A 26,646-nucleotide genomic window follows, 5' to 3' on the forward strand; every position below is an offset into this window, starting at 1 on the left:
GGGGTGAGGTGACCCAGATGAACCGCGGAGCGGACTGCCGGGGGCGGGGACGATCTCGAAACGTTTCGAAGAATTCCCGGAAGCTTTGACGCCACAAGCTAGGAATGTGAGGCCCTTTGGTCAAGGCCTGTCGCCGATCTGTCCACAAACAGCGCCTCCCCTGCCCGCCAGTCCAAGGCGTCCGCGAGGAGAGAAGTCGAACGAGCGGCGTCTGCACACTTGTCCCGGCTTCGGCTCCCGGTCGACTCGCGGAGTTCGAATGTTTCGAGCGATAAACCGAAACTTCTTCTGCAGGGAGTATTGACGATCCATCGTCAACGCCTCAATCATCCCTGTCTGAGAAGCCGGACCTAGTTCGAGATGTCGAACTGGGTCGGCTCCATGACAGCTCCGCGCACCAAAGCACCTGCGCCACCCCGTCACGTTCCGGTGAGGTTCGCACCAGCGCATCCTGGCTCTTCGTGCAGTTGGAGAGTTACGCGACGCCGCGTGGCGGTCCCCCGGCTGAGCCGCGATGGAGTGCCCCCATGCCTGTGTCGAAACACCGCCGCCGCACGCCGTACGTCCCCCGACGACCGACCGGCTGCCGTCCGTGCCGGTTGAGACCGTCCCGGTCCCATGATCGCGGTGTCCGGTGATTCCGTGCTGCCCGGGTTCCGGCCCGCCCCGTCCGTCTGACGAGTGGGAGCGGACGACGCATTCCCCTGCGCTTCAGTCCTTCCGTGATGTCTACCTTGGAGGCACAGTCATGGGCTCGTATGCCCTTCCCAGACCCGTTGTCCGACGGAAGATCCGCGGCCTGCTGTTGGCGCTGGTCGTCGGCGTCCTCGGTGTGGTCACCGCACTGGTCGCTCCGCCGACCGCACACGCCGCCGAGAACACGCTCGGCGCCGCGGCGGCGCAGAGCGGCCGCTACTTCGGCACCGCGATCGCCTCGGGCAGGCTGGGCGACTCGGCGTACACGACGATCGCCGGCCGTGAGTTCAACTCGGTGACGGCCGAGAACGAGATGAAGATCGACGCCACCGAACCGCAGCGGGGCCAGTTCAACTTCACCGCCGGTGACCGTGTCTACAACTGGGCGGTGCAGAACGGCAAGCAGGTGCGCGGCCACACCCTGGCCTGGCACTCCCAGCAGCCCGCCTGGATGCAGAGCCTCAGCGGCAGCACACTGCGGCAGGCGATGATCAACCACATCAACGGCGTGATGGGCCACTACAAGGGCAAGATCGCCCAGTGGGACGTCGTGAACGAGGCCTTCGCCGACGGCAGTTCGGGAGCCCGGCGCGACTCCAACCTGCAGCGCACCGGCAACGACTGGATCGAGGTCGCCTTCCGCACCGCGCGCGCCGCCGACCCGGCCGCCAAGCTCTGCTACAACGACTACAACGTCGAGAACTGGACCTGGGCCAAAACCCAGGCCATGTACGCCATGGTCCGGGACTTCAAGCAGCGCGGCGTGCCGATCGACTGCGTCGGCTTCCAGGCGCATTTCAACAACGACAGCCCCTACAACAGCAACTTCCGCACCACCCTGCAGAGCTTCGCCGCCCTCGGCGTCGACGTGGCCATCACCGAACTCGACATCCAGGGCGCCTCGGCCACGACCTACGCAAACGTGACCAACGACTGCCTGGCCGTCCCGCGCTGTCTGGGCATCACCGTCTGGGGCGTGCGCGACACCGACTCCTGGCGACCGCAGCACACACCGCTGCTGTTCAACGGCGATGGCAGCAAGAAGCCCGCCTACACCGCCGTCCTCAACGCACTCAACGGCGGCTCCACCACGCCCCCTACGGGTTCCGGACAGATCAAGGGCGTCGGTTCGGGCCGCTGCCTGGACGTGCCCGGCACCAGTACCACCGACGGCACCCAGCTCAACCTGTGGGACTGCCACAACGGCACCAACCAGCAGTGGACGTACACCGCCGCCGGCGAGCTCAGGGTCTACGGCAACAAGTGCCTGGACGCCGCCGGCACCGGCAACGGCACCAAAGTCCAGATCTACGGCTGCTGGGGCGGCGACAACCAGAAATGGCGCCTCAACTCCGACGGATCCATCGTCGGCGTCCAGTCCGGCCTCTGCCTCGACGCCGTCGCAGGCGGCACCGCCAACGGCACCCTGATCCAGCTCTACTCCTGCTCGAACGGGAGCAACCAGCGCTGGACCCGAACCTGATGGGACCTGCCACAGACGAAAGGGTGAGTCGGTGAAGACCTACGGTGCGGCTTCCCCCGCCCCTCCGCGCAGACATCGCTGGTGGTCCCGGGTCGCCGCCGTGGTGGCCGCGACCCTCGCGATCGGCATGCTCGCCGTGGTGCATCCGGCGCCCGCCGAGGCGGCGACGGTGGACACCAATGCCTGGTACGTCCTGGTCAATCGCAACAGCGGCAAGGCGCTGGACGTCTCCGGCACGTCCACCGCCGACGGTGCGCGGGTCAGCCAGTGGACGCGCAGCGACGGAGCCAACCAGCAGTGGCAGTTCGTGGACTCCGGCGGCGGCTTCTACCGCCTCAAGGCCCGGCATTCGGGCAAGGTTCTCGACGTGGCCGGAGCCTCGACCGCGGACGGTGCCGCGATCCAGCAGTGGGCCGACCACAACGGGGCCAACCAGCAGTTCCGCCTGGCCGACTCCGACGCGGGCCACGTCCGGCTGATCAACCGCACCAGCGGCAAGGCGGTGGAGGTGCAGGGCGCCTCCACCGCCGACGGCGGCAATGTCGTCCAGTACTCCGACTGGGGCGGCGCCAACCAGCAATGGCAGATGGTGAAGCTGTCGTCCGGTGGCGGCGGCGGATGCGGCAGCGCCCCGACTCTGGCGAGCGGTACGCACACGATCCAGAGCGGCGGCAAGAGCCGCAGCTTCATCCTCAGGGTTCCCGCCAACTACGACAACACCCACCGCTACCGGCTGATCTTCGCGTTCCACTGGCGGGGCGGAACCGCCGGCGACGTCGCCTCGGGCGGCACGAGCGGGAACGCCTGGTCCTACTACGGCCAACAGGAACAGTCGAACGACAGCGCGATCCTCGTCGCCCCCCAGGGCCTCGGCAACGGCTGGGCCAACTCGGGCGGTGAGGACGTCACCTTCGTCGATGACATGATCCGGCGAATCGAGAGCGGCCTCTGTGTCAACCCGGCACAGCGTTTCGCCACGGGATTCAGCTGGGGCGGCGGCATGAGCTACGCACTCGCATGTAGCCGGGCGAACGTCTTCAGGGCCGTCGCGGTCATCTCCGGCGCTCAGATCAGCGGGTGCAGCGGCGGCACCCAGCCCATCGCCTACTTCGGAATCCACGGCATCAGCGACAACGTCCTCAACATCGGGCAAGGACGGTCCCTGCGCGACACATTCGTCCGCAACAACGGCTGCACCCCCCAGAGCCCGCGCGAGCCCGCGCCGGGCAGCCGAACGCACATCACCACCACCTACTCGGGCTGCCGTGCCGGATACCCGGTCCAATGGGCCGCGTTCGACGGAGGCCACATACCCGGTCCGGTCGACGGCTCCTCCGGCGAAAGCGGCGTCACCACCTGGACCAAAGCAGAGATCTGGAGGTTCTTCGCACAGTTCCAGTGACACGTCCCGCACCACGGAGTGGAGCCAGGATGATCCTGGCTCCACTCCGTCGACGTCTGTCCCGGCTTGAAGGACGGTCAGGCCTTTCGGGAGAGCTCCCACGCCTTCGGACTGGTCATGGCTGGCGAGCGAAGAGGCCGTGGGAGAAGTGGCGTTCGAACAACACGCCCTCGCGGAGGGAGGTATCGCCCGCCCGGTTCACGGCCGCGCGGGCCGCCACGGCCGCGGGGTTGCTGAACGAGGGCGATGGTGGCGGCGATCTCGGAGGCGTCCTCCAGGAGATGGTCGGCGGGCCACCCTGGAGACCGGGCCGGCCCGCTCGGCCTCGACGGCGCCGCGCGTGCGCTCGGTCACTCCGCGCAGGAGCCCCCAGAGTGCGCAGGGCCCGGGAACGCCCCCGCCCTGAACGGGCGACCGCCAGACCGGATGTTTGTCCGGTGACCGCGTGCCGCCGTACGGGTGATGCGTTCACTCGACCCGACGGACGGGGCCCGGCTCGCGTACCACCGGTGGGCCGCGTCGCGTTGCCCGGGCATGGACAGCACTGAGACGGCGCGGCGCCCTCTCGGGAACGACGCCGCTCCCCGGTCGTATGCCGAACTCACCAGCGGATACGGGGGTCATCCGCCCATCTACGCGGCGCTCGTCGCCGAATGGCAGGCCAGGGGGCACGAGGTCCCGGAGCACCGTGACGGCCAGTGGGTCTCCTTCGCGGCACCCTCCGCGAGCGAGACCTGGGCCGCCCTGACCACGTGGGCCGCCGGCCGGCACCCGGGGACGGCCGCCCCCGACGGCACGCGCCTCACCAGCAGTCAGCCACCGCGTGCTCCGCGCTGACCGGCGCCAGCACTGCGAGGGCCTCGGTGGCCTCTCGCAGGGCCGACTCGAGCGTGCCCGGGGCGTGCAGGCTGCCCGTGCCGTCCGGCGGAACGAGCCACTCCAGGCGCCCGGCGGGCCGGTACGGCGGCGGCACGGCGACCCAGGAGCCCCGGCCGACGTGCCGGACACCGGAACCGACCCACTCGCTGACGGGGTCGGGTGGCAGGAAGAAACCCACTCTGCGTGCCGTGCAGTCCACCAGGGTGGGGCCGGGCACCTTCAAGGGGTCGCGCCACAGGCAGTCCAGGGCGAGCAGCCCGAGCCGGTCGGGGACGCTGAGCACGTCCCAGTACCGCCCCGCCTCCACGAGCGCCGTCCCCGTGCCGTAGTCCCACTCCCGCTTGCACTCCTGAGGGTCCCGGGCGGCCGCCGCGAGCCACTCGACGGCTTGCTTCCACATCACGCTCTGCATGGCCACCCCAGGCACAGTCGGTCGCGCCCCGACGGGCGCACGCTGGACACGGGCCGGTGACCCGCGGGGCCTCGGGCTCCGCGTGCCGGTCCGGCAGTGGCCATGCTCGTAGATATTTCTACGCGCTGGAAGGGGTGGCGCGGTCTGGCGTTTGGGTCGGGCATGTCCCGGTCGAAAGGGGGCAATCGAAGGTGGATCCCGTAAGGCATCGATCAACTCCGTGCGCGTCCATGCCGCCCCCTTGGAACCGGCCATCGAGAGATGGACGACTGGGGGAGGAGCCGGGGAGTGCGGCGGGCGGATGAGGCGCCGGTGCCGGAAATGCGGGTCAAGCCGGACGCCCGCTACCGCGGCCCGGAGAACCAGCTGTACCGGGTGGAGGTCCACGAGGGAGGCGAGGCGAAGGACGCCACCTTCAAGTGGTCCCGCGAGAACGGCTCCGTCGTCTTCCCCGTCGACGAACTCGACGGCAGCTGAGTGGAGTTGGCGTCCCTCGGCCACGACGACAAGCCGGACCTGGACGTCGGCGACCACGTGGAGTTCGTCGACACCGCCTACGCTTCCCGCCGGGAGCCCCTGCCGCTGCTGCGGGTCGAGGAGCTGGACCTGCCCGGCCGCCGCGTCCGCCTGTCCGCCGAACCCGCCCCGGGCGTCGGACGGCTCGCGCACCTGAACCCGTACCTGCGCCGCTGGGACCACCGCGGCGGCCCGAAGCGCAAGGGCCGCAGCACCGCCCTGCGCGGCGGCGCGGTCCCCGTCACGGAGGGGGAGTGGCTGCCGCTGGAGGACGGAGTCGAGGTGTACTTCGCCAAGGGCGGCACCTACCGCACCGGCGACCACTGGATCGTGCCCGCCCGCACCGCCACCGGCGGCGTCGAGTGGCCGGTGGACGCGGCCCGCCGCCCGCTGCTCCAGGGCCCGGCCGGCATCGCCCGGCACTTCGCCCCGCTGGCCCTGATCAAGGGCGAGGGCAGCGCCGTCGACCTGTGCCTGGCGTTCGGCCCGCTGGCGAGCAGCATGCCGCCCGCGGACGAGGCGACGCTCGCCGCCGAGGAGCAGGCCCGCCGCGAGGAACTGGCCGCCGAGGCGCAGAAGGAGGCCATCGAGAAGGTGTCAGCGGCGATCTGCCGTCACCACGGCTGGTCGGAGCGCTCCGTCATCGGCCACAAGGAGCGGCAGCCGGGCAAGGTCGACCCGCGCGGCTTCACCATGGACGGCATGCGCAAGCGCATAGCCCAGCGGCTCAGGGGCGGCGGTGGCGGCAGCAAGCCGGCCCCCGACCCGAAGCCGGCCCCCAAGCCGTCCTACGAGCCGTTCCCGGGCGCCGCGTTCTTCCACATCGGGCAGCGCTCCCCGATCATCACGGCGATGGGCCGCCGCCTGGTCGCCGAGGGTGCAGCCGCTACGAGGAGGGGCCGAGCCCCGACTGGAGCGAGGCCGACCGCCGGTCCTACGCGCTCTGGCAGCAGAAACAGGGCTTCTCCGGCAAGGACCGCCGACGGCATCCCCGGCAAGCTCACCTGGGACCGGCTGAAGGTGCCGAAGTCCAAGTGGCCGGGTGCGCCCCTCCGCGCGGAGGGGCGCACGCCCGTCACCAGCGGGGCAGCCGCAGCTCGTACTCCGGCTGGATCCGCCGCATGTAGCCGGTGTCGTCGCGGCCGCGCATCCCGGAGTCGACGTAACGCCGGTGCAGCCGCTCCAGCTTGTCGTGGTCGAGCTCGACCCCCAGCCCCGGCCCGGTCGGCACCCGGACCTCCCCGTCGCGTAGCTCCAGCACACCGGGGACGATCACGTCGTCCGCCGAGTTCCACGGATAGTGCGTGTCGCAGGAGTGGTCGAGGTTGGGGATGGCCGCGGCGACATGCGTCATCGCGGCGAGGCTGATGCCCAGGTGCGAGTTGGAGTGCATCGACAGGGCGAGCCCGAACGCCTCGCACACGGCGGCCAGTTCCCGGGTGCGGCGCAGCCCGCCCCAGTAGTGGTGGTCGGTGAGCAGGACCTGGATGGCGTGTCGCTCGACGGCCGGCTTCAGATGCTCCCAGGCGATCACGCACATGTTGGTCGCGAGCGGCAGGGGCGACTCCTTCGCCACCTCCGCCATTCCGGGGATGCCCTTGGTCGGGTCCTCCAAGTACTCCAGCACACCGTCCAGTTCACGGGCGACGTACTTCGAGGTCTCGACCGTCCACGCCACGTTCGGGTCCAGCCGCAGCGGCTGCCCGGGGAAGGCCTCCGCCAGCGCCCGGATCGCGGCGATCTCCTCGTCGGGCGGAAACACCCCGCCTTTGAGCTTGAACGACCTGAAGCCGTACCGCTCCTGCATCAGCCGGGCCTGCTCCACGATCCCGGCCGGGTCGAGGGCCTCGCCCCAGTCGTCGGTGATGGCCGGACGGCCGTCGAGCGCCGGGTGCTCGGCCCACTTGTAGAAGAGGTACGCCGCGAACGGCACGGCGTCGCGGACCCTGCCACCCAGCAGATCGCTGACCGGACGGCCGAGCAGCTTGCCCTGCGCGTCGAGGCAGGCCACCTCCACCGCCGAGGTGGTCCAGCCGCGCTCGTGGGAGCTGGGCACGGTCGGCAGCAGGGCCGCGTCGATCGCGGCGGCGACGGCGGTGGTGTCGAAGACGTCCATGCCGACCACCACCTTCGCCGCGGCCTGAAGTCGCTCCAGGCGGGTGGTGCCGCCCGGGGACTCGCCGAGGCCCACCGTGCCGTCCTCCAAGACGAGTTGGAGGATGATCCGCAGGGCGAGCGGCTCGTGCACGCCGTTGGAGTTGAGCAGCGGCGGGTCGCCGAAGGCGATCGGGGTGACGATCAGCTCCCGGATACGCGTCTGGCTCATGCGCCGACCACCTCCAGACCACGGTCGATGAGTTCGGACAGCCGGGCGATGTGCTCCGGTGCCGGATCCAGCAGCGGAGCCCGCACGCCGCCGACGTCCAGGCCGCGCAGCGTGACTCCGGCCTTGACGAGCGACACGGCGTACCCGGGGACCTCGTCGCGCAGGGCGACCAGAGGGCCGTAGAACTCGTCGAGGAGCCGGGAGACGAGGGCCTCGTCGTCCTCGGCGAGGGCCCGGTGGAAGGCCAGGGCGATCTCCGGGGCGAAGGCGAACACCGCCGAGGAGTACAGCTCGACGCCGATGCCCTGGTAGGCGGGCGCGGTCATCTCGGCGGTGGGCAGGCCGTTGAAGAACTGGAAGTCCTCCGTGCCCGGCACGGCACGCACCGCGCGGACGACGCGGTGCATCCGTTCGATGTCCCCGATGCCGTCCTTGAGTCCGACGACCCCGGGCAGGGCGGCGATCTCGGCGGCCGTCTCCCCGGTGAGCCGGGCGGTGCCTCGCTGGTAGAAGACGACGGGCAGCCCGGTGGCCGCGGTGACCTCCCGGACGTAGCGCACCAGGCCCTGTTGCGGGGCGCTGACGAGGTAGGGCGGCAGCAGCAGGATGCCGTCGGCGCCGGCGCGTTCGACCCGGGCGGCCTGGTCCCGGGCGACCGGCGGGGGACCGCCGGCCGCCGCGAAGACCGGCACCCGCCCGGCGGTCGTCCGCACCGCGACCCTCGTGGCCCGCTCGATCTCATCGGCCGACAGGGCGTGGAACTCGCCCGTGCCGCAGGCGACGAACACACCTCCCGCGCCCGCGGCGACACCCGACTCGATGTGCTGGGCGAGCCGTTCCTCGTCCAGAGAACCGTCCGCCGCGAACGGCGTGACCGGGAAGAACAGCACTCCGTGGAACTTCATGTCTCCCTCATACGTGGGGGTTGGGTGGTCAGCCCTTCGTGGCACCGGCGGCGATGCCGGTGACCAGCGAGCGCTGGAGGAGCAGATAGACGATCAGGCTCGGGACCAGGGCGATCACCGCACCGGCCAGCACCACCCCCGAGCCCACCTCGGGGTCGGTGCGCAGGATGGACAGGGCGACGGTGACCGTGTAGTCGGTGGGGTCCTTGGCGGCGATCAGGGGCAGCAGGTACTGGTCCCAGATCATGATGAACCCGAGCACCCCGGCCACGCCGAGCGCGGGCTTGCACAGCGGCAGGACGACCTGCCACAGCATCCGCAGCTCACCGACGCCGTCGATACGGGCGGCCTCCTCGATCTCGGCGGGGATGTCCTTCATGAACTCGGTGAGCACCATCACCGAGAAGCCCCAGGCGCCGAGCGGCAGGATCACGCCCCAGACGGTCCCCTTCAGATCGAGGCCGACCACGGGCACATGGCCGAGGACCAGCGACAGCGGGATGGCGATGACCTCCTCGGGGAGCATCATCGTCAGCATGAACAGGGTCAGGATCAGCGCCTGCCCACGGAACTTGTGCCGGGCCAGCGCGTACGCCGCGAGCGTGCAGACGACGAGCTGGAGCAGCAGTCCGCCGCCCGCGATGACCAGGGAGTTGCCGAAGTAGTCCCAGATGCCGCGCTCGCCGGCCACCTGGAAGTTCAGCAGGGTCGGGTGGTGGGGGAGGAACGACAGGGTCGAACCGCTGGCCTTCTCGCTGAAGGAACCGGAGAAGACCGTCAGGAACGGCGCCGCGAAGACGCCCAGGGCGAGCGCGCAGAGCAGGACGCGCAGCGCCCAGGCGGGGCCCGGCCGGTCGCTCCAGCCGAGGGCGGTGTCGAAACGGGCGGGGGTGGTGCGCCGCTTCCCGGCGGACTTCCGCGCGGGGGAGRCGGTCACCGGGGTCCGGACGGGCTCGATGGCGGGGGCGCTCATCTCACGTCTCCCCTCTTGCGAAAGTAGTTGACCGTGACGGTGAGCAGCAGCGTCACGCAGAGCAGGAGCACGGAGGCGGCAGAGGCGCCGCCGATGTCGTTGCGGGAGAAGCCGAGGGTGTAGGCGCGGGTCATCCAGACGTCGGTGGAGCCGGCTGGGCCGCCGCCGGTGAGGACGTACACCTCGGTGAAGACGCGCAGTCCGCGGATCGCGGCGAGGGTGAGGACGATGCCGAGGGCCGGGCGGATCGCGGGCAGGGTGATGTGCCGCAGCCGCTGCCACAGCGACACCCCGTCCATCGCGGCGGCCTCGTACAGCGAGCGGTCCACACCCGCCAGTCCGGCGAGGATGATCACCATGTTGTAGGGGGCGAGCATCCAGACGCCCATGGCCATCGTCGCCCACAGCGCCGTGCCGGGGTTGTCGAGGTAGGGCACGGGCCCCAGACCGAGGAGTCCGAGACCGCTGTTGATCAGGCCGTCGGAGGTCGGGTAGTACATCAGCCGCCACATCTCGCCCACCACCGCGGTGGCGGTGACGACGGGCAGGAAGACGGCGGTACGGATGATCTTCAGTGAGCGGGCCTGGCCTTCGAGCAGCAGGGCCAGGACGAAGCCGGCGACGATGCCGCCGAGGGACATCCCGATGCCCAGGACCAGCGTGTGGCCGATGGCGTCCTGGAAGCGGTGGTCGGTCAGGACCCGCGTGTAGTTGTCGAGGCCGACCCACTGGTCACCGAGGAAGGGCCGCACGTCGAAGAAGCTGAGCCAGACGCCCTTGCCCATGGGGAGGAACTTGAAGACCAGGGCGAGCAGCAGACCCGGCGCGAGGAACAGCCAGGGCAGGACGGCCTTCTTGCCGAGTACGGTCTTCTTGCTGAGGAGCCGGGCTCTGCGCGGCCCGGGTGTCGTCACGGTCGCGGTCATTTCAACAGGTCCTGGTCCTTGAGGTCACCGGCGAGGGTGTCGTTGAGTTCCTTGAGACCGGCCTTGACGTCACTGCCGCAGTACGTGAACAGGGCGTTGAGGGAATCGGCCGTGTCCTGCTTGATCGGGGCCCAGTCCGGTGCGTTGGGGAACTGCAGTGAGTCGTCCTCGTACGCCTTCTGCACGACGCTCCAGCGCGCGTCGCCCCGCACCTTCGCCGCGTCCAGCGTGGAGTTGACGGGGATCCGTACGACGGGCTGGTGGTCGCCGGTCATGGCGAGCGTCTGGCCCTCGGGGGAGATCAGGAACGCGGCGAGCGCCTGCTCCTGCTTCCCCTTCCCGGTCCTGGCACCGAAGTAGATGTTCTCGCCGTCGGCCAGCACGTCGTTCCCGGCCGGGCCCGCGGGGGCGGGCAGGACCTCGTACTTGCCTTTGCCGAGCGCCTTGTCGAACGTGGAGATGTTGTACGGGCCGGTGAGGTACATCCCGGCGTTGCCGTCCTGGAAGTTGGTCGTGTTCGCGGTGACGGAGGTGAGGGCGCTGGGCTGGATGACACCGTTGTCACCGCAGAAGAGGTTGTCCTTCATCCAGGTGACGGTGCGCAGGGCGGCCGCCGAGTCCATGGCGGGCCGGTATCCCGTGCCGTCCTTCTCGATGATCCGCACGCCGCCCTGCCACAGCCAGCTGGCGCCCCACCAGGCGACATAGCCGTTCTGCGCGCTGCCGGGCACGACCATGCCGTACGTGTCCTTCCTGCCGTCGCCGTCCGGGTCGCGGGTGGCGAAGGCCTTGGCGAGGGCGAGGGTGTCCTGCCAGGTCTTCGGCTGCGGCAGGCCGAGCTTCTCGCGCCAGTCCTTGCGGACGAACAGCGTCATGGCCTGGCGGGAGTACGGGATGCCGTAGTGCCTGCCGTCGCGGCCCACGGTGGACGACCAGGACTTGGCGGTGATCTCGCCGTGTCCGGCGATCGAGGCCGGGGTGATGGGCTTGAGCAGGCCCTGGGCCTGGTAACTGCCCATCAGGGCCGTGTCGTTGATCATGACGTCCGGCAGGTCCTTGGTGGACGCGCGGCTCTGCAACTGCTGGTCGAAGTTCATGACCGGCTGATAGTCGATCTTGATGCCGGTCTTCTTGGTGAAGGCGGCGAACACCCGCTCGTAGGTCTGGGCGGACTCCGGATCGCTCCGGGTCCACACCTCCAGCGTGTTCGGATCGCCGGCCCGGGCGCTGCCGGAACCGGAGCCGCAGGCGGCTGTTCCGAACAGGAGACCCGAGACGGCGAGGGTGGCAGCCAGGCGGTGCCCGCGGCGGAGCCGCAGATCGATACAGCCTCGGCGATCCCGCATGGATGGTTCTCCGTTCATATCCGTGAACCAACTTCACGAATCTAAATGATCGGCCAAGCTACGGATCGTTTCATCACCATGTCAATACATGGCTGAAATATTCCACCGAGGTCACACGAGACCCCGGGAGGGCCCGCAGAACGACAGCGGCCCCAACCGGAGGGACCGGTTGGGGCCGTCTGAGAGAAGGTGCGAGGTCAGTCGCGGCGTTCGGCGCGCTCGGCGTTCTTCTTCTTGATGCGGTCCGCCTCCTTGCGGACCTCCGCCTGGGTGGCGCGCTCCCGCTCGAGCCACTCGGGGTTCTCCTGCTTGAGCGTCTCGATCTGCTCGGTGGTGAGGGGCTCGGTGACGCCGCCGCGGGCGAGACCCGCGATGGAGACGCCGAGCTTCGCCGCGACCGCCGGGCGGGGGTGCGGGCCGTTGCTCCGCAGGTCCTGAAGCCACTGCGGCGGGTTCGCCTGGAGCTGGTTCAGCTCGGAGCGCGAGACGACACTCTCCCGGAACTCGGCGGGGGTGGCCTCGAGGTACACACCCAGCTTCTTCGCCGCGGTCGCGGGCTTCATGGTCTGGGTGCTCTGGTGCGACGTCATGCCGTCCAGGGTATCGAGCGTGTGCGCGACCGCTGACCACGACCGTCGGCCACGGCCGCTGACCACGACCGTCGGCCACGGCCGCCGACTACGACCGTCGGCCACGACCGTCGGCCACGGCCGCCGACTACGACCGTCGGCCACGGCCGCTGACCACGACCGTCGGCCACGGCCGCCGACTACGACCGTCGGCCACGACCGTCGGCCACGGCCGCCGACTACGACCGTCGGCCACGACCGTCGGCCACGGCCGCCGACTACGACCGTCGGCCACGACCGTCGGCCACGGCCGCCGACTACGACCGTCGGCCACGGCCGCTGACCACGACCGTCGGCCACGGCCGGTAATCTGGCCGGGTGACAGGCTCGGAAGAATCCTCATCGTTCCGGCTCGTGTACGTCCCCGGGGTGATGCCCGACAAGTGGGTGCGCGTCTGGAACGAGCGGCACCCCGACCTCCCGCTGGCCCTGACGCAGGTGCCCGCCGGAGCAGCGGCCGGGCGGCTGCTGGAGGGGGGCGCCGACGCGGGCCTCGTACGCCTCCCCGTCGACCGGACGGTCCTCAGCGCGATCCCCCTCTACACCGAGCAGACGGTCGTCGTGGTCCCCCAGGACCATCTGGTCACTGCCGTCGACGAGGTGTCCCCGGAGGACCTGTCCGACGACATCGTGCTGCACCCCCTCGACGACGTCCTCGACTGGGAGAACCTCCCCGGGCGGCCCGCCTTCGAACGCCCCGCCACGACGGCCGACGCCGTCGAACTGGTCGCGGCGGGGATCGGCGTGCTGATCGTCCCCCTGTCGCTCGCCCGCCTCCACCACCGCAAGGACCTCACGCACCGTCCCCTCAAGGACGCCCCCGAGTCGAGCGTGGCCCTGGCCTGGCACGAGGCCGCGACGACGGACCAGGTGGAGGACTTCATCGGCATCGTCCGCGGCCGCACGGTCAACAGCACCCGGGGTCGCACACAGCCCCCGGCGCAGGAGAAGCCCACGGGTGCCGGCCGGGGCGGCGCCCGGCGAAAGCCGGTGCCCGGAAAGTCGGCGGGTGCGAAGCGCGCCGGCAAGAGCGGGCAGTCGGGCGGCCGGAGCAGCCGCGGCGGCTCCAAGGGCGACAGGCAGGGCAAACCCCGCCGCCGTTCCTGACCGCGGGATCCGCCGCCGCCGTTCCTGGCCGCGGGGTCCGCCATCGCCGTTCCTGGCCGCGGGGTCCGCCGCCGGAGCGCGGCCTCCGAACTCGTTGCGGGCTCAGCCGGCCGACGGGGAGGGGGAGGGCGCCCCGTAGGACGGATTGGGAGCGACCGTCTGCAGATCCTTGAGGTCTTCGGGGACCGGCAGCACCCGGACCGGCGCCCCCGCCTGCGGAGGCGGCGGCGTCGTCTGCTCCTGGGGCAGCTTGGCCGGGGCGGTGATCTGGAAGCTGACCTGCTCGTGGTTGACCAGACCGGTCTTCTCCAGGACCGAGATGTGGTCGAGCACGGTGTCGTTGGTCTGGTCGGCGAGTTCCCGCACGAGGCTGTTCCGGGTGGTCGCCCGGATCTTGGCGACCGTCGGGAAGATCCCCCCGTGCGCGACGCGCATGATGGTCACGGCCGTGGAGTCGAACTCCTTGCCGGAGGTGCCTTCCGCCGTCGCCACGAACTGCTGCTGCTGCGGAGACGCCTCGTTGGGCAGGGTGATGCCCAGGTCAGTGGAGATCTTGCGGCAGGCCGCGTCGAGCCGGCCGTGACCCACGAGCAGATGCTCACCGGCCTCCTTCATCGCCGGAGTCGTCCCCCGCTGCAGCACCAGTTGCCCCAGCGGGTACTCCCACAGGCCGGCCGCGCGTACGCGGACCACGAAGTCGCGGTCCGCCTCGGTCAGCGGACCCCACTGAGTGTTGGCGATGATGCGGTCCTGGCCGGAAGCCGCGTTCTCCACGCCCAGCATGCTCGGGTAGGCGAGCGCGGTGAGCGTAAGGATCAACGCACCGCTCACGAACGCGGTTCCTGCCGTGCTGCGCGAGATGCGCATCGTGCCTCCTGGGATATGAACGGCCCAACGCCAGGAGGTACGGATGGCAGAGGCGAAACAATCACCGCTGCCGCAAAAAATTTTGTGAACCGGCCGGGTCCGGTGCCGGAAGGGGAACGGCACCGGACCCGGCCGGAAGGGCTCAGGGCTGGTACGAGGCCGCGCCCGCCGTGCTCACCACCTTGTCGCCGTCCGCCCTGCTCAGCAGCCCGGCCGTCACCCACGCGTCCACCGTGGACCGCACCCGCGCCACCAGCGCACCCTTGTTCCGGAACGGCGCCCCCGCCCAGACCTCGTCCAGCAGCGTGGTGCCGTCCGGCTTCGCCGGGTTGGCGACGCCCGAGTCCCGGCCGCCGAAGGCGACCTTCGGCTCCGAGCGCCGGAAGTAGGCGTGCGTCGGATCCTCCGTCCCCTCGGCGAACGGCGCCCACTCCCTCCCGTCCAGCGTGAAGTGCAGCGGTTTGCCCGGCACCGGCGTGAGGGAGTGCGACAGATCACCGGACAGTCCGGCACGGCCGTACAGCCCGACCTTCAGGTACTCCGTCGCGGCGTCACGGGCGACCAGGTTGACCGGGCCGTGGAAAAGGGTTTGCAGCGACGGGTCGTCGAGGGCCTTCTCCACCCGGGTCCGGAACGGCATGGCGATGCGGACGGTGTCACCGGCCCGCCAGGTCCGGGACATGTCGAAGTAGCTCCCGGGCTTCGGAGTCCCGGATGCCGCACGCCCATTGACGGTCACCCGGAACCCGGCGGTCGCCCACGACGGCACCCGCAGCCGCAGCGTGAAGGAGGCCCGGCCGCCACCGAAGGTCAGGGTGCTGCCCTGCTCCTGCGGGTAGCGGGTGGTCTGCGTGACCGTGACACCCTTCTCGGCCCAGGTCAGCGTGGACGGGCTGTACAGATTGACGTACAGGGCGCTGCCGTCGGACTTCGCGAAGTACACCGAGTCCTGGTACTTCGTGGCGCTCTCCATGCCCGTGCCCTCGCAGCAGGTCGTGCCCTGCTTGGGCGTGTAGTCCCGGACGTGACCGGGCGTCAGCCCGATGAAGTACGTGACGAGTGGCTTCTCCGCGTCCGGCTTGTCTTGCTTCGAACCGAGCACCTGGTTGTACAGGGCCCGCTCGTAGTAGTCCATGTACTTCGGGTCCTGATCGTGGAAGAACAGGGTCCGGCTCAGCTTGAGCATGTTGTACGCGCAGCAGGTCTCCGCGGTGGTCGCGCCGATCGTGCCCGCGATCACGTCCCGGGCCTTCCAGAACTCCTGGGTGCTGGTGCCGCCGATGCCGTACATGCGGTGCGGGACGACCATGTCCCAGAAGTTCTTCGCCGACGTGAGGTAGCGCTCCTCGCCCGTCTCGTCGTAGAGCCGCACGTACCCGGTGAAGATCGGGATGTGCTGGTTGGCGTGCAGCCCGTCGAGGATGTCGGTGTTCGCCGCGCAGGCGTCGATCAGCCGGTCGAGGTCGAACAGCTTGGCCAGCGCGAGGTGTTCGGCCTTGCCGGTGATCGTGTGCAGGTCGCAGATCGCCTCGACGATGCCGCCGAACTCGCCGCTGGAGAAAATCCCCCACATGCGCTGGAGCGTGGACTCCGGCAGCTTGGACAGCCGCGAGTACATCCAGTCGCACATGCCGGACGCGAGGTCGAGGGCCCGGTCGTCGTCCGTGGCGGTGTACGCGTCGAGCAGACCCCTGAGGATCTTGTGCGCGGTGTAGTACGGCGCCCACACCTTGGTGTAGTCGGGGGTCGTCCTCGACTCCAGTTCGATGAACTGCGTCTCCGGGTACGCCGCGAGGAACCCGGGGTGGCTGGGCCCGCCCCAGGTGCGGCGCAGGGTGGCGGTCAGGCCCCGGCCGGAGGCGTCCGCGAAGGTTCCGCCCGTCGTCTCGTCGAATGCGTACGACGCCAGGTCGCCCCGGCCCGTCGAGGCGTCGGCGGCCCGGCGGCTCTGCAACTCGGTGATCTCGGAGGCGGTCAGCGCCCGCGAGAAGACGTTGAACTCCTCGAAGGCGCCGGCGAAGACCGGGTCGGCGGAGTAGTTCGAGCGGCCGAGCCAGTTGTTCTTGAGCGTGCCGAGGGCCGCCGGGCTGAGGCTCATCGCGGTGTTCCGGGCCACGGCGGTGCCGTTGACGTAGAGCGTGCCGGTGCCGTCCGCGATCGTGACGGCCAGGTGGCTCCACTGGTCCAGCGGCAGCGCGGCCGTGCCGTCGAGGGCCTGCTCGCCGCCGGGGCCCGACGTGGTGATGGCGAAGCGCGGCACTCCGGCCTGGTTGCGGGCGCCCAGATACAGGTAACGGGTGGTGTCGTTGCCGAAGTCGAAGACGCGGGTCCAGTTCGCGTCGTGCGTGGGCCGCACCCAGGCGGAGAGGGTGATGGCCGGGGCCCCGCCGAGCACGCCCGCCGGCAGATCCACGTACTGGTAGGAGCCGCGCACCTGATCCGCGGCGGTCCCGTACTTGCCGGCGACGCTGAGCACCGCCGGGTCCCGCCGCAGCGCCGCGCGCACCTCGGTCAGCGCCCCGACCATGGTGCCGATCCGGTCGGCGAACACCCGCTCCTTCGTGCCGCGGTACGCCTGCGCCAGCATGGTCAGGAAGTGGCCGGTGTAGTGGCCCCGCAGGTTGCCGTTGGCCTCGCCGTCCAGCCCCTCCCAGCCGCCGGGGGCGACCGCGCCGCCCGTGGCGAGACCGGCGTTGGCGCGGAACACCTGGAGCAGCCGGTTCACGTCGTAGCCGCGGGCGTGGTCCAGCATCAGCTGCCGCTTGTCGGCGAAGACGCCCCGGCCGAGGGCGACGTCCTCCAGGCCGAACGGCCGTACGGTCCAGGCGGACGGGGTGCCGGCGGCGGTCGCAGCGGAGGCGGCGAACGCGGCGGACGCCGAGTCCGCACCGGCCCGGCCTGATGCCGCCTCGGATATCGCGGGTACAGCCGCGGCGAGGGTCGCGGCCTGGAGAAGGGCTCGTCTTGAGAGGGGCCGTGCCATGTGTGCTCCTCCACGGGTCCACGGACTCAAAGTATTCGATATATCGAACGCTGTGCGAGTGATCGACCAGACGATAGGGAGGTGATGGGGGAGCGTCAACGGGGCGGGAAGGGTGAGTTGAAGAAAGGTCCCTCCGGGAAGGTGGGTTCAGAGGTGGGTCAGGAATGGGCTGCCGAGCGCACCAGCCAGTCGAATGCCGCCTGCGCGGTGAACTCCTCCTGCCCGCCCCGCAGAAGCAGACCCGCGGTGGCGAACTCCGGTGCGTCGGCCTGGGCGGCGACATATGGGAGGGCGATGCAGCGCATCCCCGCCGCGTGCGCGGCCGCGGCGCCCGGGGCGGCGTCCTCCAGCACCACGCAGGCCGCCGGGTTCGCCCCGAGCCGGCGAGCCGCCTCCAGGAAGACGTCGGGGGCCGGCTTGCCGTGCGGAACCTCGTCCGCCGAGATGACGGTCCGCAGGTGGGCGTCCAGTCCCGTGCCCGTCAGGACCGCCTCGATGGCCTCGGGCGAGGAGCCCGAGGCCACGGCCATGGGCACGCCCTCGGCCGCCAACAGGTCGACGAACTTGCGCATTTCCGGGTACGCGCGCGTGGAACTGCGCGCCAGTTCCAGATAGCGGCGGTTCTTGGCGGTGAACAGCTCTTCCACCGAGGCCCGCAGGCCGTACCGCTGGATCCAGTCCGCGACCGTCTCCCGCGTGCTGATGCCGACGTACCGCTCGTGGTCCGTCCAGCTGAAGTCGGGAACGCCGTGCTCGGCCAGGGTCTGCCGGCCCGCCTCGTAGTAGTTCGGCTCGCTGTCCACGAGCGTGCCGTCGAGATCGAAGATGACCGATATGCCGCCGAGATTGCTCATGGTTCCAGCATGTCAAAGACCATGATCCACAGGCCGAGGTGGGTCAGGCCCGGGCCGCGCGGCCGATCGACTCCACCAGCGGCAGCAGCCGGTGAGGGACGCGCTCGCGCAGGGCGATCTCGGTGCGGGTGCGGACGACCCCGGGCAGGCTGATCAGCTTCTGGACGACATCCTCCAGATGCGCGTTGTCCCGCGCCACGACCCGGGTGAGCAGATCCCCGCCGCCCGTGATGGAGAACGCCTCGACGATCTCGGGCACCGCCGCCAGCGCGTCGCCCACCTCGTCGAGATGGCCCTGGGTGACCTCGATGTGCACGAACGCGAGCACCGGGTGCCCGAGCGCGGCGGGGGAGAGGGCCGGTGCCGTGCCGGTGATCACGCCGTCGCGCTCCAGGCGGTCGAGCCGGGCCTGCAACGTGCCCCGGGCGACGCCGAGGAGGCGGGCGTACTCGCGCACGCTCGTGCGCGGCTGCTCCAGCAGCAGCCGCAGGATGCGGGTGTCGAGCTCGTCCACGGCCATGCGGCGCCCTCCTCGTCCGTTGGCCCTGCCACGGCCGCTCTCCGGCCGCTCCGGCTGTACCAATGGCCCAGTCTAGAAGGAGCCTGTTGAGCCAGTGGCGTCCGGGATGCTGATATGGAGGCGTCGATGGCGCTGCGGACCCCGCGGCGCCTTTCTCATGCTTGCTCATCCGGCGTTCCGAAGGGGGCGGTAAGTGGTGCTGAAGAGGGTGTTCGTGGCTCCGGATCCGGGGCGGACGCGGTTGCGGTTCGCCACGCGAGCCGTGCTCGGCATCGCGCTCGCGGTCGCCGTGTGCGGCCTCGCCGGACACTCCCTCACGGGGGCCGTCACCGGCGGTCTCGCCGCCCTGCTCGCCCTGTTCACCGTCACCGACGCCACCGTGCGCGGCCAGGCGGTCACCACGGCCCTGCTGCCCGCCGTCGGACTGCCCGTGCTCACCGCCGCGGCCGGACTGCACGACCACCCGGTGGCCCGGGACCTCACCTTCCTCGCCGTGGTCGGCGCGGGCGTGTACGCGCGCCGCTGGGGCCCGCGCGGGCACAGCCTCGGCGTGTTCGCGTTCATGACCTTCTTCGTGGCCCAGTTCCTGCACGCCACCACGGACCAGCTCCCCGAGCTGTACGCCGCCGTCCTGCTGTCCGTCCTCGCCGCCGCCGCGGTGCGCTTCGGGTTGTGGTGCTACGAGCGGCGCCTTCCCCCGGCCGTCGTGCCCGCCCCGCCGGGCGGCAGCGGGCTGGCCCGGGTGACCACACGCCAGGCGATCCAGGCCACCGCCGGCGCGGGGTTCGCCCTCGTCGTGGGCCAGCTGGTGTCCGGGCAGCGCTGGTACTGGGCCGTCGGCGCCACCTGGTGGATCTTCGTCAACACCACCTCGCGCGGCGAGACCCTGGTCCGTGGCTTCCGGCGCCTCCTCGGCACGGTCATCGGCATCGCCCTCGGCCTGCTCGTCGCCATGCCGGTGCACGGTGACCCGACCGTCACGGCCGTCCTCGCCGCCGCCTGCGTCTTCGGCATCTTCTACACGGCTGCCGTGTCCTACACCTGGATGATGCTCTGGGTGACCCTCCTCGCCGGGCTGCTCTACGGCCTCCTCGGCGTGCTCGGCCCCGGCCTGCTGGCCCTGCGGCTCGCCGAGACCGGCGTCGGAGCGCTCGGTGCCGCACTGGCCGTGATCCTGCTCCTGCCCGTCACCACCCACAGCGTCACCGACGCCTGGATCCAGCGGGCCCTGCGCTGTGTCCACGCCTGCACCGCCGAGACCGCCCGGCGCCTGGCGGGCGCGGCCGACGCCGACCCGGCCCCACGAGTGGCGGAACTGGAGCAGCTGCTCGCCCGGGTGCGGCTCTCGGTCGCGCCGCTGGTGCACCCGCTGAACCCGATGCTCGGCCGCAAGCGACGCGCCCGGCACGTGCTCGCCCTCCTCGACGACTGCGCCCGGGAGATCCGGGGCCTGGTCGCCGTCGCCGCCGACCCGGAGGCCTCCCACGACGCCCGCCTGGCCGCCGCCTGCTATCGCGTCCAGGCCGCGGTCGAGGCGCTCACCGACGGCGGAGACGTCTCGGTCCAGACGGACGACTCCGCCGCGACGGAACCCGCCCTGGCTCACCTGCACGGCCTGGAACGGGCCCTGGCGGAACTGGCCCGACCCCTGCGCACGCCCTCGGGTTCGCCGCTGGTCGGGGCGTGAACGATGTACGGCGCTTGAGGGGGAGCCCTTGCCGGGCTCGCTCGGCCGCTGCGTATCCCGTTGACTCGCCGCTCGCCGCTCGCCGGACGCCGGACGCGAGCGGGCCCGGCTCAGCCCTTGACCGTCTGGTCTAGACCGCGCATGATCGGCTGCGCGGTGACAACGGACGGTCGAGGACGAGTGAGGGACGAGAGGGGACAGCAGTGGCGGACGGCGGCAGGCGGCGGGCGTACATCGGGTCGTTCACGGCGGCCGGCGGCCCCGGGATCGTGACGGCGGCCGTCGATGCCGACAGCGGCGCGTTGACCGCCCTGAGCAGCGTCGACGCCGTCCCCCACCCCGCCTACCTGGCCCTGTGCCCCGACACGCACACGCTGTACGCGGTCAGTGAGACGGCCGAGGGCGCGGTGGCCGCGTACCGCGTGGACGGGGACAGGCCCGAGCCGGCCGGGCCGCCCGTGCCGGTCGGCGGGAGCGGGCCGACCCACCTCAGCCTGTTCGCCGGACACGTCCTGACCGCCAACTACGGCTCCGGCAGCGTCACCGCGATCCCCCTCCGCCCGGACGGCACCGTCGCCCGGTCCGCCGCCCACGTGCTCCAGCACACCGGCTCGGGCCCGCACACCCCGCGCCAGCAGGGGCCGCACGCCCACCAGGTGCAGCCCGACCCGAGCGGCCGCTGGGTCGTCGGCGTCGACCTCGGCACCGACTCCGTGCGGGTCTGCACACTGACGGACGGCGCCCTCGCCCTGCACAAGGAGACCGCCCTGCGGCCCGGCTCGGGCCCGCGCCACCTCGCCTTCCACCCGGGAGGGTCGTACGCGTACGTCGTCAACGAACTCACCCCCTCCGTCACCGTCTGCCGCTGGGACGGGGCCGAGGGCGTGCTGACACCGCTGACCGAAACCCCGGTCCTGCCCGGCGCACCGGCGGGCGACGCCTACCCCTCGGGCATCGCCACCTCGCCCGACGGCCGCTTCGTGTGGACCGCCACCCGCGGCGAGGACGTCCTGTCCGTGCTCGCCGTCGAGGGCGAGCAACTGCGGCTGATCACCACGGTGCCGTGCGGCGGCCACTGGCCCCGCGCCCTCACCGCGTCCGACGGCTCCCTCTACGTCGCCAACGAACGCTCGGGCGACGTGACCTGGTTCGCCACCGACCCGCGCACGGGCATTCCGCGACGCGCCGGCTCGATCGGAGTGACGGCGGCGTCGTGCGTGATCCTCGGCTGACGGGGATGCGGGGGCTCGCCGCCCCGACGACGAAGGCCCGCCCCCCGACCGGGGGCGGGTCTTCTCAGTCGTGCCAGGGGACGTCAGCGAACCGGCGTGCCCTGAGCCTGCTGCGGCGCGATGCCCAACGCCGTCGTGTACTTGGCCAGCGCCAGCTTCCCGATCGCCGGGTACGGCCCGAGCGACTCCGCAGCGGAGCACTCCGCCTCCTTCGCGGCCTCCTCCACCAGCCCCGGCTCGATCTCCGGGCCGATCAGATACGGCGCGAGGGCCAGCTGCTGCGAACCCGAGGAGCGCAGCTGCTCGGCGACGGACGCGATGGAGCCCTCCTGGTCCAGGGCTGCCGCCATCACCGGCACCGCGAGGCGCGCGGCGAGCAGCATGCCGGTGATCCCGGCCGCCTGCACGGCCTCGCCCCCGCCCACGGAGGCCAGGATGATGCCGTCGGCGGCGGTCGCCACGGTGAACAGCCGGGCGCGGTCCGCGCGGGCCAGACCGGCCTCGGAGAGCCGCACGTGCAGCGCCTCGGCGAGCAGCGGGTGCGGACCGAGGACATCGGTCAGCTCGGCGGCGATCCGGCTCTCCATGACGGCCTGGCGGACCCGGCGCAGCAGCGCGCTGTCCGGGCCGGCGAGCAGCGGCACGACGACGGCGACGGGCCCGTCGGGCTCCCTGACGTCCATGCCGGCGGCACGCGCCTGCTCGAAGCGGGCGGTGCGCTCCTCGGCGGTGTACGTGAGCACGGCCTGGAGCGTGGGGAACTCCGCGTTGTCCCCGTCGAGGTACCCGATGCGGGCGTCGAGGCCGGGCAGCTCGGAGCGGGCGATGCTCACGACCTCTTCGGCGAGGCTGCGGGTGGCGCTACTGGGCGTGCCCGGCACGGCGAGGACGAGCGCGGGCGCGCCCTCGGGAGCCACCAGCGGCTCCGGACGGCGGTGCCGTCCGGGCTGGCGGGGTCGCGGCATTCGTACTGGGAGGCCGGACTCGGGTCCAGTGGGGGAACTCATGGCGCCGCATGTTACTGGCTTCTTGGGCTCCCCTGTTCGGGGAGGGTGCAGGTGAGCGGTATCCGTCCCGTTTTGTCTGATGAGTTACGTACGGATTGAATGACGTGCGGACGGTGCGTGATCGGATCAATCACCCGACCGGGTGGTCACGCTCAGCATGGTCTCGTCACCCGGCAGGGTGAGCGGACCGGTGCTCAGCTCGGCCGCCATGCGTACCGAGCCGTGCAGCGGATCGCCCTCGGCCGGCACCCGCCGCGCCTGCGGGAGCCGCTTCACCAGTTCCTCGTCGAGGGGTGCGAGGAGCGGATCGCCGATCTTGAACAGGCCGCCGGTGACGGCGACGCGCGACTCACCGCCGGGGCACACGGCCGCCGCGGAGCCGGCCATGTGCCGGGCGGCCGCGCGCAGGATGCCCGCCGCCACGGGGTCCTCCTCCGCGCAGTCGGCCACCCGGGGCGCGAACGAGGCGAGGACGGCGGCGCGGTCCGGCCGCGGGTACAGCTGGCCGGGCAGCCCGGCCACGGGCCCGAACACGTCCTCGGCGCAGGCCAGCAGCCGGGCCGAGCCGCCCTCCCGCCCGTCGTGGGCCCGCAGCGCGGCCTCCAGCCCGGCCCTCCCGATCCAGGCACCGCCGCCGCAGTCGCCGAGCAGATGCCCCCAGCCGTCCGCCCGACGCCAGCCCGCCAGGTCGGTGCCGATCGCGATCAGTCCCGTACCACCTGCGATCACGGCACCGGGCCGGGGCCCGAGGGCACCCACGTACGCGGTCACCGCGTCGGCGGCCAGCGCGACCCTCCGGATGCCGAACTCCCGGGCCAGGGCGCCCGGCAGTTCGGCGCGCAGCCCGGCACCGAGGGAGGCCAGCCCGGCCGCGCCGACGACGGCGGCGGTCAGCCGCACAGGACCGGCCTCGGCGGTCAAGGCACGCACCAGGGGCACGAGCCGCGCCATGAAGTCCTCGGGATCGATGCCCCGGTCGCCCGTGCGCACCGGCTCGTCCGACGCCCGACTGGCGAGCGGTCCGCGCTCGGCGGTTCCCACCACCACCCGGAGTCCGGACCCGCCGGAGTCCACGGCGAGAAAACCGGAGCCTTCCGACGCCGGGATTTCCGACGCCGGGCCTTCCGACGCCCCGGTCACGGCAGGCGCCAGTCCACCGGTTGGCCGCCCTGGCGGATCAGCAGGTCGTTGGCCCGGCTGAACGGGCGGGACCCGAAGAAGCCCCGGTCCGCCGACATGGGGGAGGGGTGGGCGGATTCCACGGAGGGCAGGTCGCCGAGCAGCGGGCGCAGGTTGCGGGCGTCACGGCCCCACAGGATGGACACCAGGGGCTTGCCGCGCGCCGTCAGGGCCCGGATCGCCTGCTCGGTGACCTCCTCCCAGCCCTTGCCCCGATGGGCGCCGGGCTTGCGCGGGGCGGTGGTGAGCGCCCTGTTGAGCAGCAGCACGCCCTGCCGCGTCCACGGCGTGAGGTCACCGCTGGACGGCTGCGGCAGTCCCAGATCGGCGTTCAGCTCGCGGAAGATGTTGATGAGGCTGCCGGGCAGCGGCCGCACCTCGGGCGCGACCGAGAACGACAGCCCCACCGCGTGCCCCGGTGTCGGATACGGGTCCTGACCGACGATCAGGACCCGTACGTCGTCGAAGGGCTGCTGGAAGGCCCGCAACACGTTCGGCCCGGCCGGGAGGTAGGTGCGTCCCGCGGCGATCTCCGCGCGGAGGAAGTCCCCCATCGCGGCGACGCGTTCGGCCACCGGTTCCAGGGCCTTCGCCCAGCCCGCTTCGACGATTTCATGCAAGGGTCGTGGTGCCACGGGCGTCACCCTACTGCCGTACGGGCAGCGGCGATCAACCGGTGGCCAAGGGCCGCTCGTAAGCTCATCCCTTGCCTCGCGCCTCCCCTCATCCCCCGCCTGGTCCCCGCCTCAGCCGACGATCGCGGCCCGCACGCACAGCACGTCCGGCAGATGCGCGGCGAGCTGCCGCCAGCTGTCGCCGTCGTCCGCAGAGGCGAACACCTCGCCGTTGCGGTTGCCGAAGTAGACGCCCGCCGGATCCGCGTCGTCCGTGCACATCGCGTCGCGCAGCACCGTGCCGTAGTGGTCCTCCTGGGGCAGCCCTGCCGAGAGCGGCTCCCAGCTCTTGCCCGCGTCCGCCGTCCGGTAGACCCGGCACCGGCGGTCGGCCGGGACCCGGTCGGCGTCGGCGTTGATCGGGAACACGTAAGCGGTGTCGCCTCTGTGCGGATGCGCGGCCGCCGCGAAGCCGAACGTGGACGGCAGGCCCTCGCCGATGTCCGTCCAGTGCGCACCCGCGTCGTCGCTGCGGTAGACACCCCAGTGGTTCTGGAGGTAGAGCCGGTCCGGGTTCGCCGCGTCCCGCGTCACTTTGTGCACGCACTGACCGAACTCCGGGTTGGGGTCGGGCAGGAACACCGCGGAGACGCCCGAGTTGGAGGGCGCCCAGGTCGCGCCGCCGTCCAGCGTGCGGAACACGCCGGCGGTGGAGACGGCGACCGTCACCGCCTTGGGGTCGCGCGCGTCGGTGAGCACGGTGTGCAGGCCCTCACCGCCACCGCCCGGCACCCACTTCGACCGCGTGGGGTGCTCCCACAGGGGCCGGACGAGCTCGAACGTCTCCCCGCGGTCCTCCGAGCGGTACAGCGCGGCCGGTTCCGTGCCCGCGTACACCACGCCCGGCTCGGCGGCGGCCGGGTGCAGCTGCCACACCCGCTCCAGGGACGCCCCCGTGTCCTGGGGGAACTTGACGGCCGGCCGGGCCGGTTCCGTCCAGGTCCGGCCGAGGTCGTCGGAGTGGAACACGGACGGGCCCCAGTGCGCGCTGTCGCCGCCGGCCAGCAGCCGCGGGGTCGCGGTGCGGGTGTCGATGGCGACCGAGTACACGGCCTGCGCATTGAAGTAGGGGCTCTCGTCGAACTCCCAGGCGCCACCGTCCCGCCGGCGCCCGATGAACAGGCCTTTGCGCGTGCCCACGGCGAGCAGTACCTCGGTCATGCCGATCACCTCCGCGGCGTCGTCGTCGACGCCCTCGTCTCAGACACGGGCCAGTCTGCACCCCACCACTGACAGTCACCCTCGGAGCGGGCTCCGCCGCAGGTCAGCGCCGTGTCGGCGCCGCGTGCGGGCGTCTGTCGCCCGCATCCGCGAAGACGCCGCCACGGACCGCGGCGCCCTCTCGTGGGTACGTGCAGTGAGCATCCAGCGGCCCTCTTCCGTATGGGGAGGGCGGCGGGATGGTCATGCGCTCGTGAGGAGGAGCCTTCGATGGCGTTAAGTGGTCCGAAGGTGTGGCTGTGGCGCTGGCGGCGCAATCCGCTCAAACGGCGCGCCGACAGGGTGGAGGCCTGGGTCGTGCTGGGCGTGTGGATGCTCACCGTGTTCGTCGGGGCGCTCGCCGGTCTGACGGTGAGCCGGTCCGTCGAGGACGGGCTGGCCCGCGAACGCGTCGAATGGCGCCCCCTCGTGGCCCGGCTCGCCGAGCGGGCTCCCGGCACGGCCTCCGAGAACGGCGACGTCTCCCGTGCCGAGCACGTCTGGGCGGAGGCGCAGTGGGCCGCCGCGGACGGTTCCCCGCAGTCGGGCCAGGTGCGGGTCCTGGCGGGCAGCCAGGCCGGTTCGCCGATCACTGTGTGGACAGACCGTGAGGGCCGCCAGGTGACCCGCCCCGTCACCGAGTCCCAGGCCCGCGTACGCGCCTTGCTGATCGGCGGCGTGGCGGGCGTCTGCGCGGCGCTCGCACCCCTCGCCGCCGGCCGCGCGGTACGCCGCCGCCTGGAACGCCGCCGCATGGACCAGTGGGACGCCGAGTGGTCCCGCTTCGGCCCGATGTGGGGGCGCACGACGGGGTGACCGGAGAGGGTGGTCGCAGTCCGGTGG

22 protein-coding genes and 2 pseudogenes are annotated in these 26,646 nt (G+C 71.6%); 9 read left to right on the forward strand and 15 right to left on the reverse strand.

Annotated features, from left to right (window positions below; genetic code table 11):
- Nucleotides 1-748: 748 nt before the first annotated feature.
- The 3 genes from CA983_RS15130 (at nucleotide 749) to CA983_RS47865 (ending at nucleotide 4,418) form a co-directional block, all read left to right on the forward strand.
- Nucleotides 749-2,179: an endo-1,4-beta-xylanase gene (locus CA983_RS15130; protein ID WP_086601422.1), complete on the forward strand. Its 1,431-nt coding sequence runs from the start codon at nucleotides 749-751 to the stop codon at nucleotides 2,177-2,179.
- Between the two features lie 100 nt (nucleotides 2,180-2,279).
- Nucleotides 2,280-3,581, forward strand: coding sequence for an RICIN domain-containing protein (locus CA983_RS15135; protein WP_086601423.1), 1,302 nt, complete (start codon nucleotides 2,280-2,282; stop codon nucleotides 3,579-3,581).
- A gap of 534 nt (nucleotides 3,582-4,115) precedes the next feature.
- A complete protein-coding gene (locus tag CA983_RS47865) occupies nucleotides 4,116-4,418 on the forward strand; it encodes a hypothetical protein (RefSeq protein ID WP_244206897.1) in 303 nt (100 codons plus the stop codon).
- Here CA983_RS47865 and CA983_RS15145 read toward each other — a convergent pair.
- Nucleotides 4,384-4,872, reverse strand: a complete 489-nt coding sequence (locus CA983_RS15145; protein WP_086601440.1) for a hypothetical protein — start codon at nucleotides 4,870-4,872, stop codon at nucleotides 4,384-4,386. The two genes, CA983_RS47865 and CA983_RS15145, sit on opposite strands and share 35 nt — an antisense overlap.
- 324 nt (nucleotides 4,873-5,196) lie before the next feature.
- Between CA983_RS15145 and CA983_RS15150 the strand changes: the two are divergent.
- Nucleotides 5,197-5,958: pseudogene (locus tag CA983_RS15150) on the forward strand (DUF6519 domain-containing protein); the annotation flags it as partial.
- A pseudogene (locus CA983_RS47870) lies at nucleotides 5,956-6,414 on the forward strand (peptidoglycan-binding protein); the annotation flags it as partial. The pseudogenes CA983_RS15150 and CA983_RS47870, both read left to right, overlap by 3 nt.
- Before the next feature lie 49 nt (nucleotides 6,415-6,463).
- On the opposite strand, the gene CA983_RS15155 reads toward CA983_RS47870, so the two are convergent.
- The 6 genes from CA983_RS15155 to CA983_RS15180 all read right to left on the reverse strand — a co-directional run bounded on the left by CA983_RS15155 (nucleotide 6,464) and on the right by CA983_RS15180 (nucleotide 12,454).
- Nucleotides 6,464-7,714 (reverse strand): glucarate dehydratase family protein, encoded by a 1,251-nt coding sequence (locus CA983_RS15155; RefSeq protein WP_086601424.1) that lies wholly within the window; start codon nucleotides 7,712-7,714, stop codon nucleotides 6,464-6,466.
- Nucleotides 7,711-8,619, reverse strand: coding sequence for a 5-dehydro-4-deoxyglucarate dehydratase (locus CA983_RS15160; protein ID WP_086601425.1), 909 nt, complete (start codon nucleotides 8,617-8,619; stop codon nucleotides 7,711-7,713). The genes CA983_RS15155 and CA983_RS15160 overlap by 4 nt, the downstream gene beginning before the upstream one ends.
- A gap of 28 nt (nucleotides 8,620-8,647) precedes the next feature.
- On the reverse strand, nucleotides 8,648-9,592 hold the full coding sequence (locus tag CA983_RS15165) for a carbohydrate ABC transporter permease (RefSeq protein WP_086601426.1): 945 nt from the start codon (nucleotides 9,590-9,592) through the stop codon (nucleotides 8,648-8,650).
- Entirely contained in the window at nucleotides 9,589-10,518 is a 930-nt protein-coding gene (locus CA983_RS15170; RefSeq protein WP_086601427.1) for a carbohydrate ABC transporter permease, read from the reverse strand. The genes CA983_RS15165 and CA983_RS15170 overlap by 4 nt, the downstream gene beginning before the upstream one ends.
- The gene (locus tag CA983_RS15175; RefSeq protein ID WP_086601428.1) at nucleotides 10,515-11,864 is read right to left on the reverse strand and encodes an ABC transporter substrate-binding protein; all 1,350 of its coding nucleotides are present in this window, start codon (nucleotides 11,862-11,864) and stop codon (nucleotides 10,515-10,517) included. Before CA983_RS15175 ends, CA983_RS15170 begins: the two co-directional genes overlap by 4 nt.
- A gap of 197 nt (nucleotides 11,865-12,061) precedes the next feature.
- The gene (locus CA983_RS15180) at nucleotides 12,062-12,454 is read right to left on the reverse strand and encodes a DUF5997 family protein (RefSeq protein WP_086601429.1); all 393 of its coding nucleotides are present in this window, start codon (nucleotides 12,452-12,454) and stop codon (nucleotides 12,062-12,064) included.
- A 357-nt stretch (nucleotides 12,455-12,811) separates the two neighbouring features.
- Between CA983_RS15180 and CA983_RS15185 the strand changes: the two genes are divergently transcribed.
- On the forward strand, nucleotides 12,812-13,600 hold the full coding sequence (locus CA983_RS15185) for a LysR family transcriptional regulator substrate-binding protein (protein WP_086601430.1): 789 nt from the start codon (nucleotides 12,812-12,814) through the stop codon (nucleotides 13,598-13,600).
- 102 nt (nucleotides 13,601-13,702) lie between these two features.
- On the opposite strand, the gene CA983_RS15190 is transcribed toward CA983_RS15185, so the two are convergent.
- The 4 genes from CA983_RS15190 to CA983_RS15205 form a co-directional block, all read right to left on the reverse strand.
- Nucleotides 13,703-14,467 carry a DUF4142 domain-containing protein gene (locus CA983_RS15190; protein ID WP_086601431.1) on the reverse strand — a complete coding sequence of 255 codons (765 nt, stop codon included), beginning with the start codon at nucleotides 14,465-14,467 and terminating at the stop codon, nucleotides 13,703-13,705.
- 142 nt (nucleotides 14,468-14,609) lie between these two features.
- On the reverse strand, nucleotides 14,610-17,450 hold the full coding sequence (locus tag CA983_RS15195) for a beta-L-arabinofuranosidase domain-containing protein (RefSeq protein ID WP_086601432.1): 2,841 nt from the start codon (nucleotides 17,448-17,450) through the stop codon (nucleotides 14,610-14,612).
- 158 nt (nucleotides 17,451-17,608) lie between these two features.
- Nucleotides 17,609-18,304, reverse strand: coding sequence for an HAD family hydrolase (locus CA983_RS15200; protein ID WP_086601433.1), 696 nt, complete (start codon nucleotides 18,302-18,304; stop codon nucleotides 17,609-17,611).
- A gap of 43 nt (nucleotides 18,305-18,347) precedes the next feature.
- Complete coding sequence (locus tag CA983_RS15205; RefSeq protein WP_086601434.1) at nucleotides 18,348-18,824, reverse strand: Lrp/AsnC family transcriptional regulator; 477 nt, start codon at nucleotides 18,822-18,824, stop codon at nucleotides 18,348-18,350.
- Nucleotides 18,825-19,020: 196 nt separating this feature from the next.
- Between CA983_RS15205 and CA983_RS15210 the strand changes: the two genes are divergently transcribed.
- Both CA983_RS15210 and CA983_RS15215 read left to right on the forward strand, forming a co-directional pair.
- Nucleotides 19,021-20,511, forward strand: coding sequence for an FUSC family protein (locus CA983_RS15210; protein WP_086601441.1), 1,491 nt, complete (start codon nucleotides 19,021-19,023; stop codon nucleotides 20,509-20,511).
- Between the two features lie 203 nt (nucleotides 20,512-20,714).
- Nucleotides 20,715-21,743 carry a lactonase family protein gene (locus CA983_RS15215; protein ID WP_086601435.1) on the forward strand — a complete coding sequence of 343 codons (1,029 nt, stop codon included), beginning with the start codon at nucleotides 20,715-20,717 and terminating at the stop codon, nucleotides 21,741-21,743.
- Between the two features lie 83 nt (nucleotides 21,744-21,826).
- On the opposite strand, the gene CA983_RS15220 is transcribed toward CA983_RS15215, so the two are convergent.
- From CA983_RS15220 to CA983_RS15235, 4 genes are all read right to left on the reverse strand, one after another.
- Entirely contained in the window at nucleotides 21,827-22,750 is a 924-nt protein-coding gene (locus CA983_RS15220; protein ID WP_086601436.1) for a sirohydrochlorin chelatase, read from the reverse strand.
- A 126-nt stretch (nucleotides 22,751-22,876) separates the two neighbouring features.
- Nucleotides 22,877-23,857 (reverse strand): N-acetylglucosamine kinase, encoded by a 981-nt coding sequence (locus CA983_RS15225; RefSeq protein WP_086601442.1) that lies wholly within the window; start codon nucleotides 23,855-23,857, stop codon nucleotides 22,877-22,879.
- Between the two features lie 29 nt (nucleotides 23,858-23,886).
- Nucleotides 23,887-24,564 (reverse strand): uracil-DNA glycosylase, encoded by a 678-nt coding sequence (locus CA983_RS15230; protein ID WP_086601437.1) that lies wholly within the window; start codon nucleotides 24,562-24,564, stop codon nucleotides 23,887-23,889.
- 111 nt (nucleotides 24,565-24,675) lie between these two features.
- Nucleotides 24,676-25,773 carry a beta propeller repeat protein gene (locus tag CA983_RS15235; protein ID WP_086601438.1) on the reverse strand — a complete coding sequence of 366 codons (1,098 nt, stop codon included), beginning with the start codon at nucleotides 25,771-25,773 and terminating at the stop codon, nucleotides 24,676-24,678.
- Between the two features lie 261 nt (nucleotides 25,774-26,034).
- On the opposite strand from CA983_RS15235, the gene CA983_RS15240 reads away from it, so the two are divergent.
- Nucleotides 26,035-26,619: an Rv1733c family protein gene (locus CA983_RS15240; protein ID WP_086601439.1), complete on the forward strand. Its 585-nt coding sequence runs from the start codon at nucleotides 26,035-26,037 to the stop codon at nucleotides 26,617-26,619.
- The last annotated feature ends 27 nt before the right edge of the window (nucleotides 26,620-26,646 follow it).

The sequence above is a fragment of the Streptomyces swartbergensis genome (genome assembly GCF_002148965.1).
In the GTDB taxonomy this organism is placed as follows: Bacteria; Actinomycetota; Actinomycetes; order Streptomycetales; family Streptomycetaceae; genus Streptomyces; species Streptomyces swartbergensis.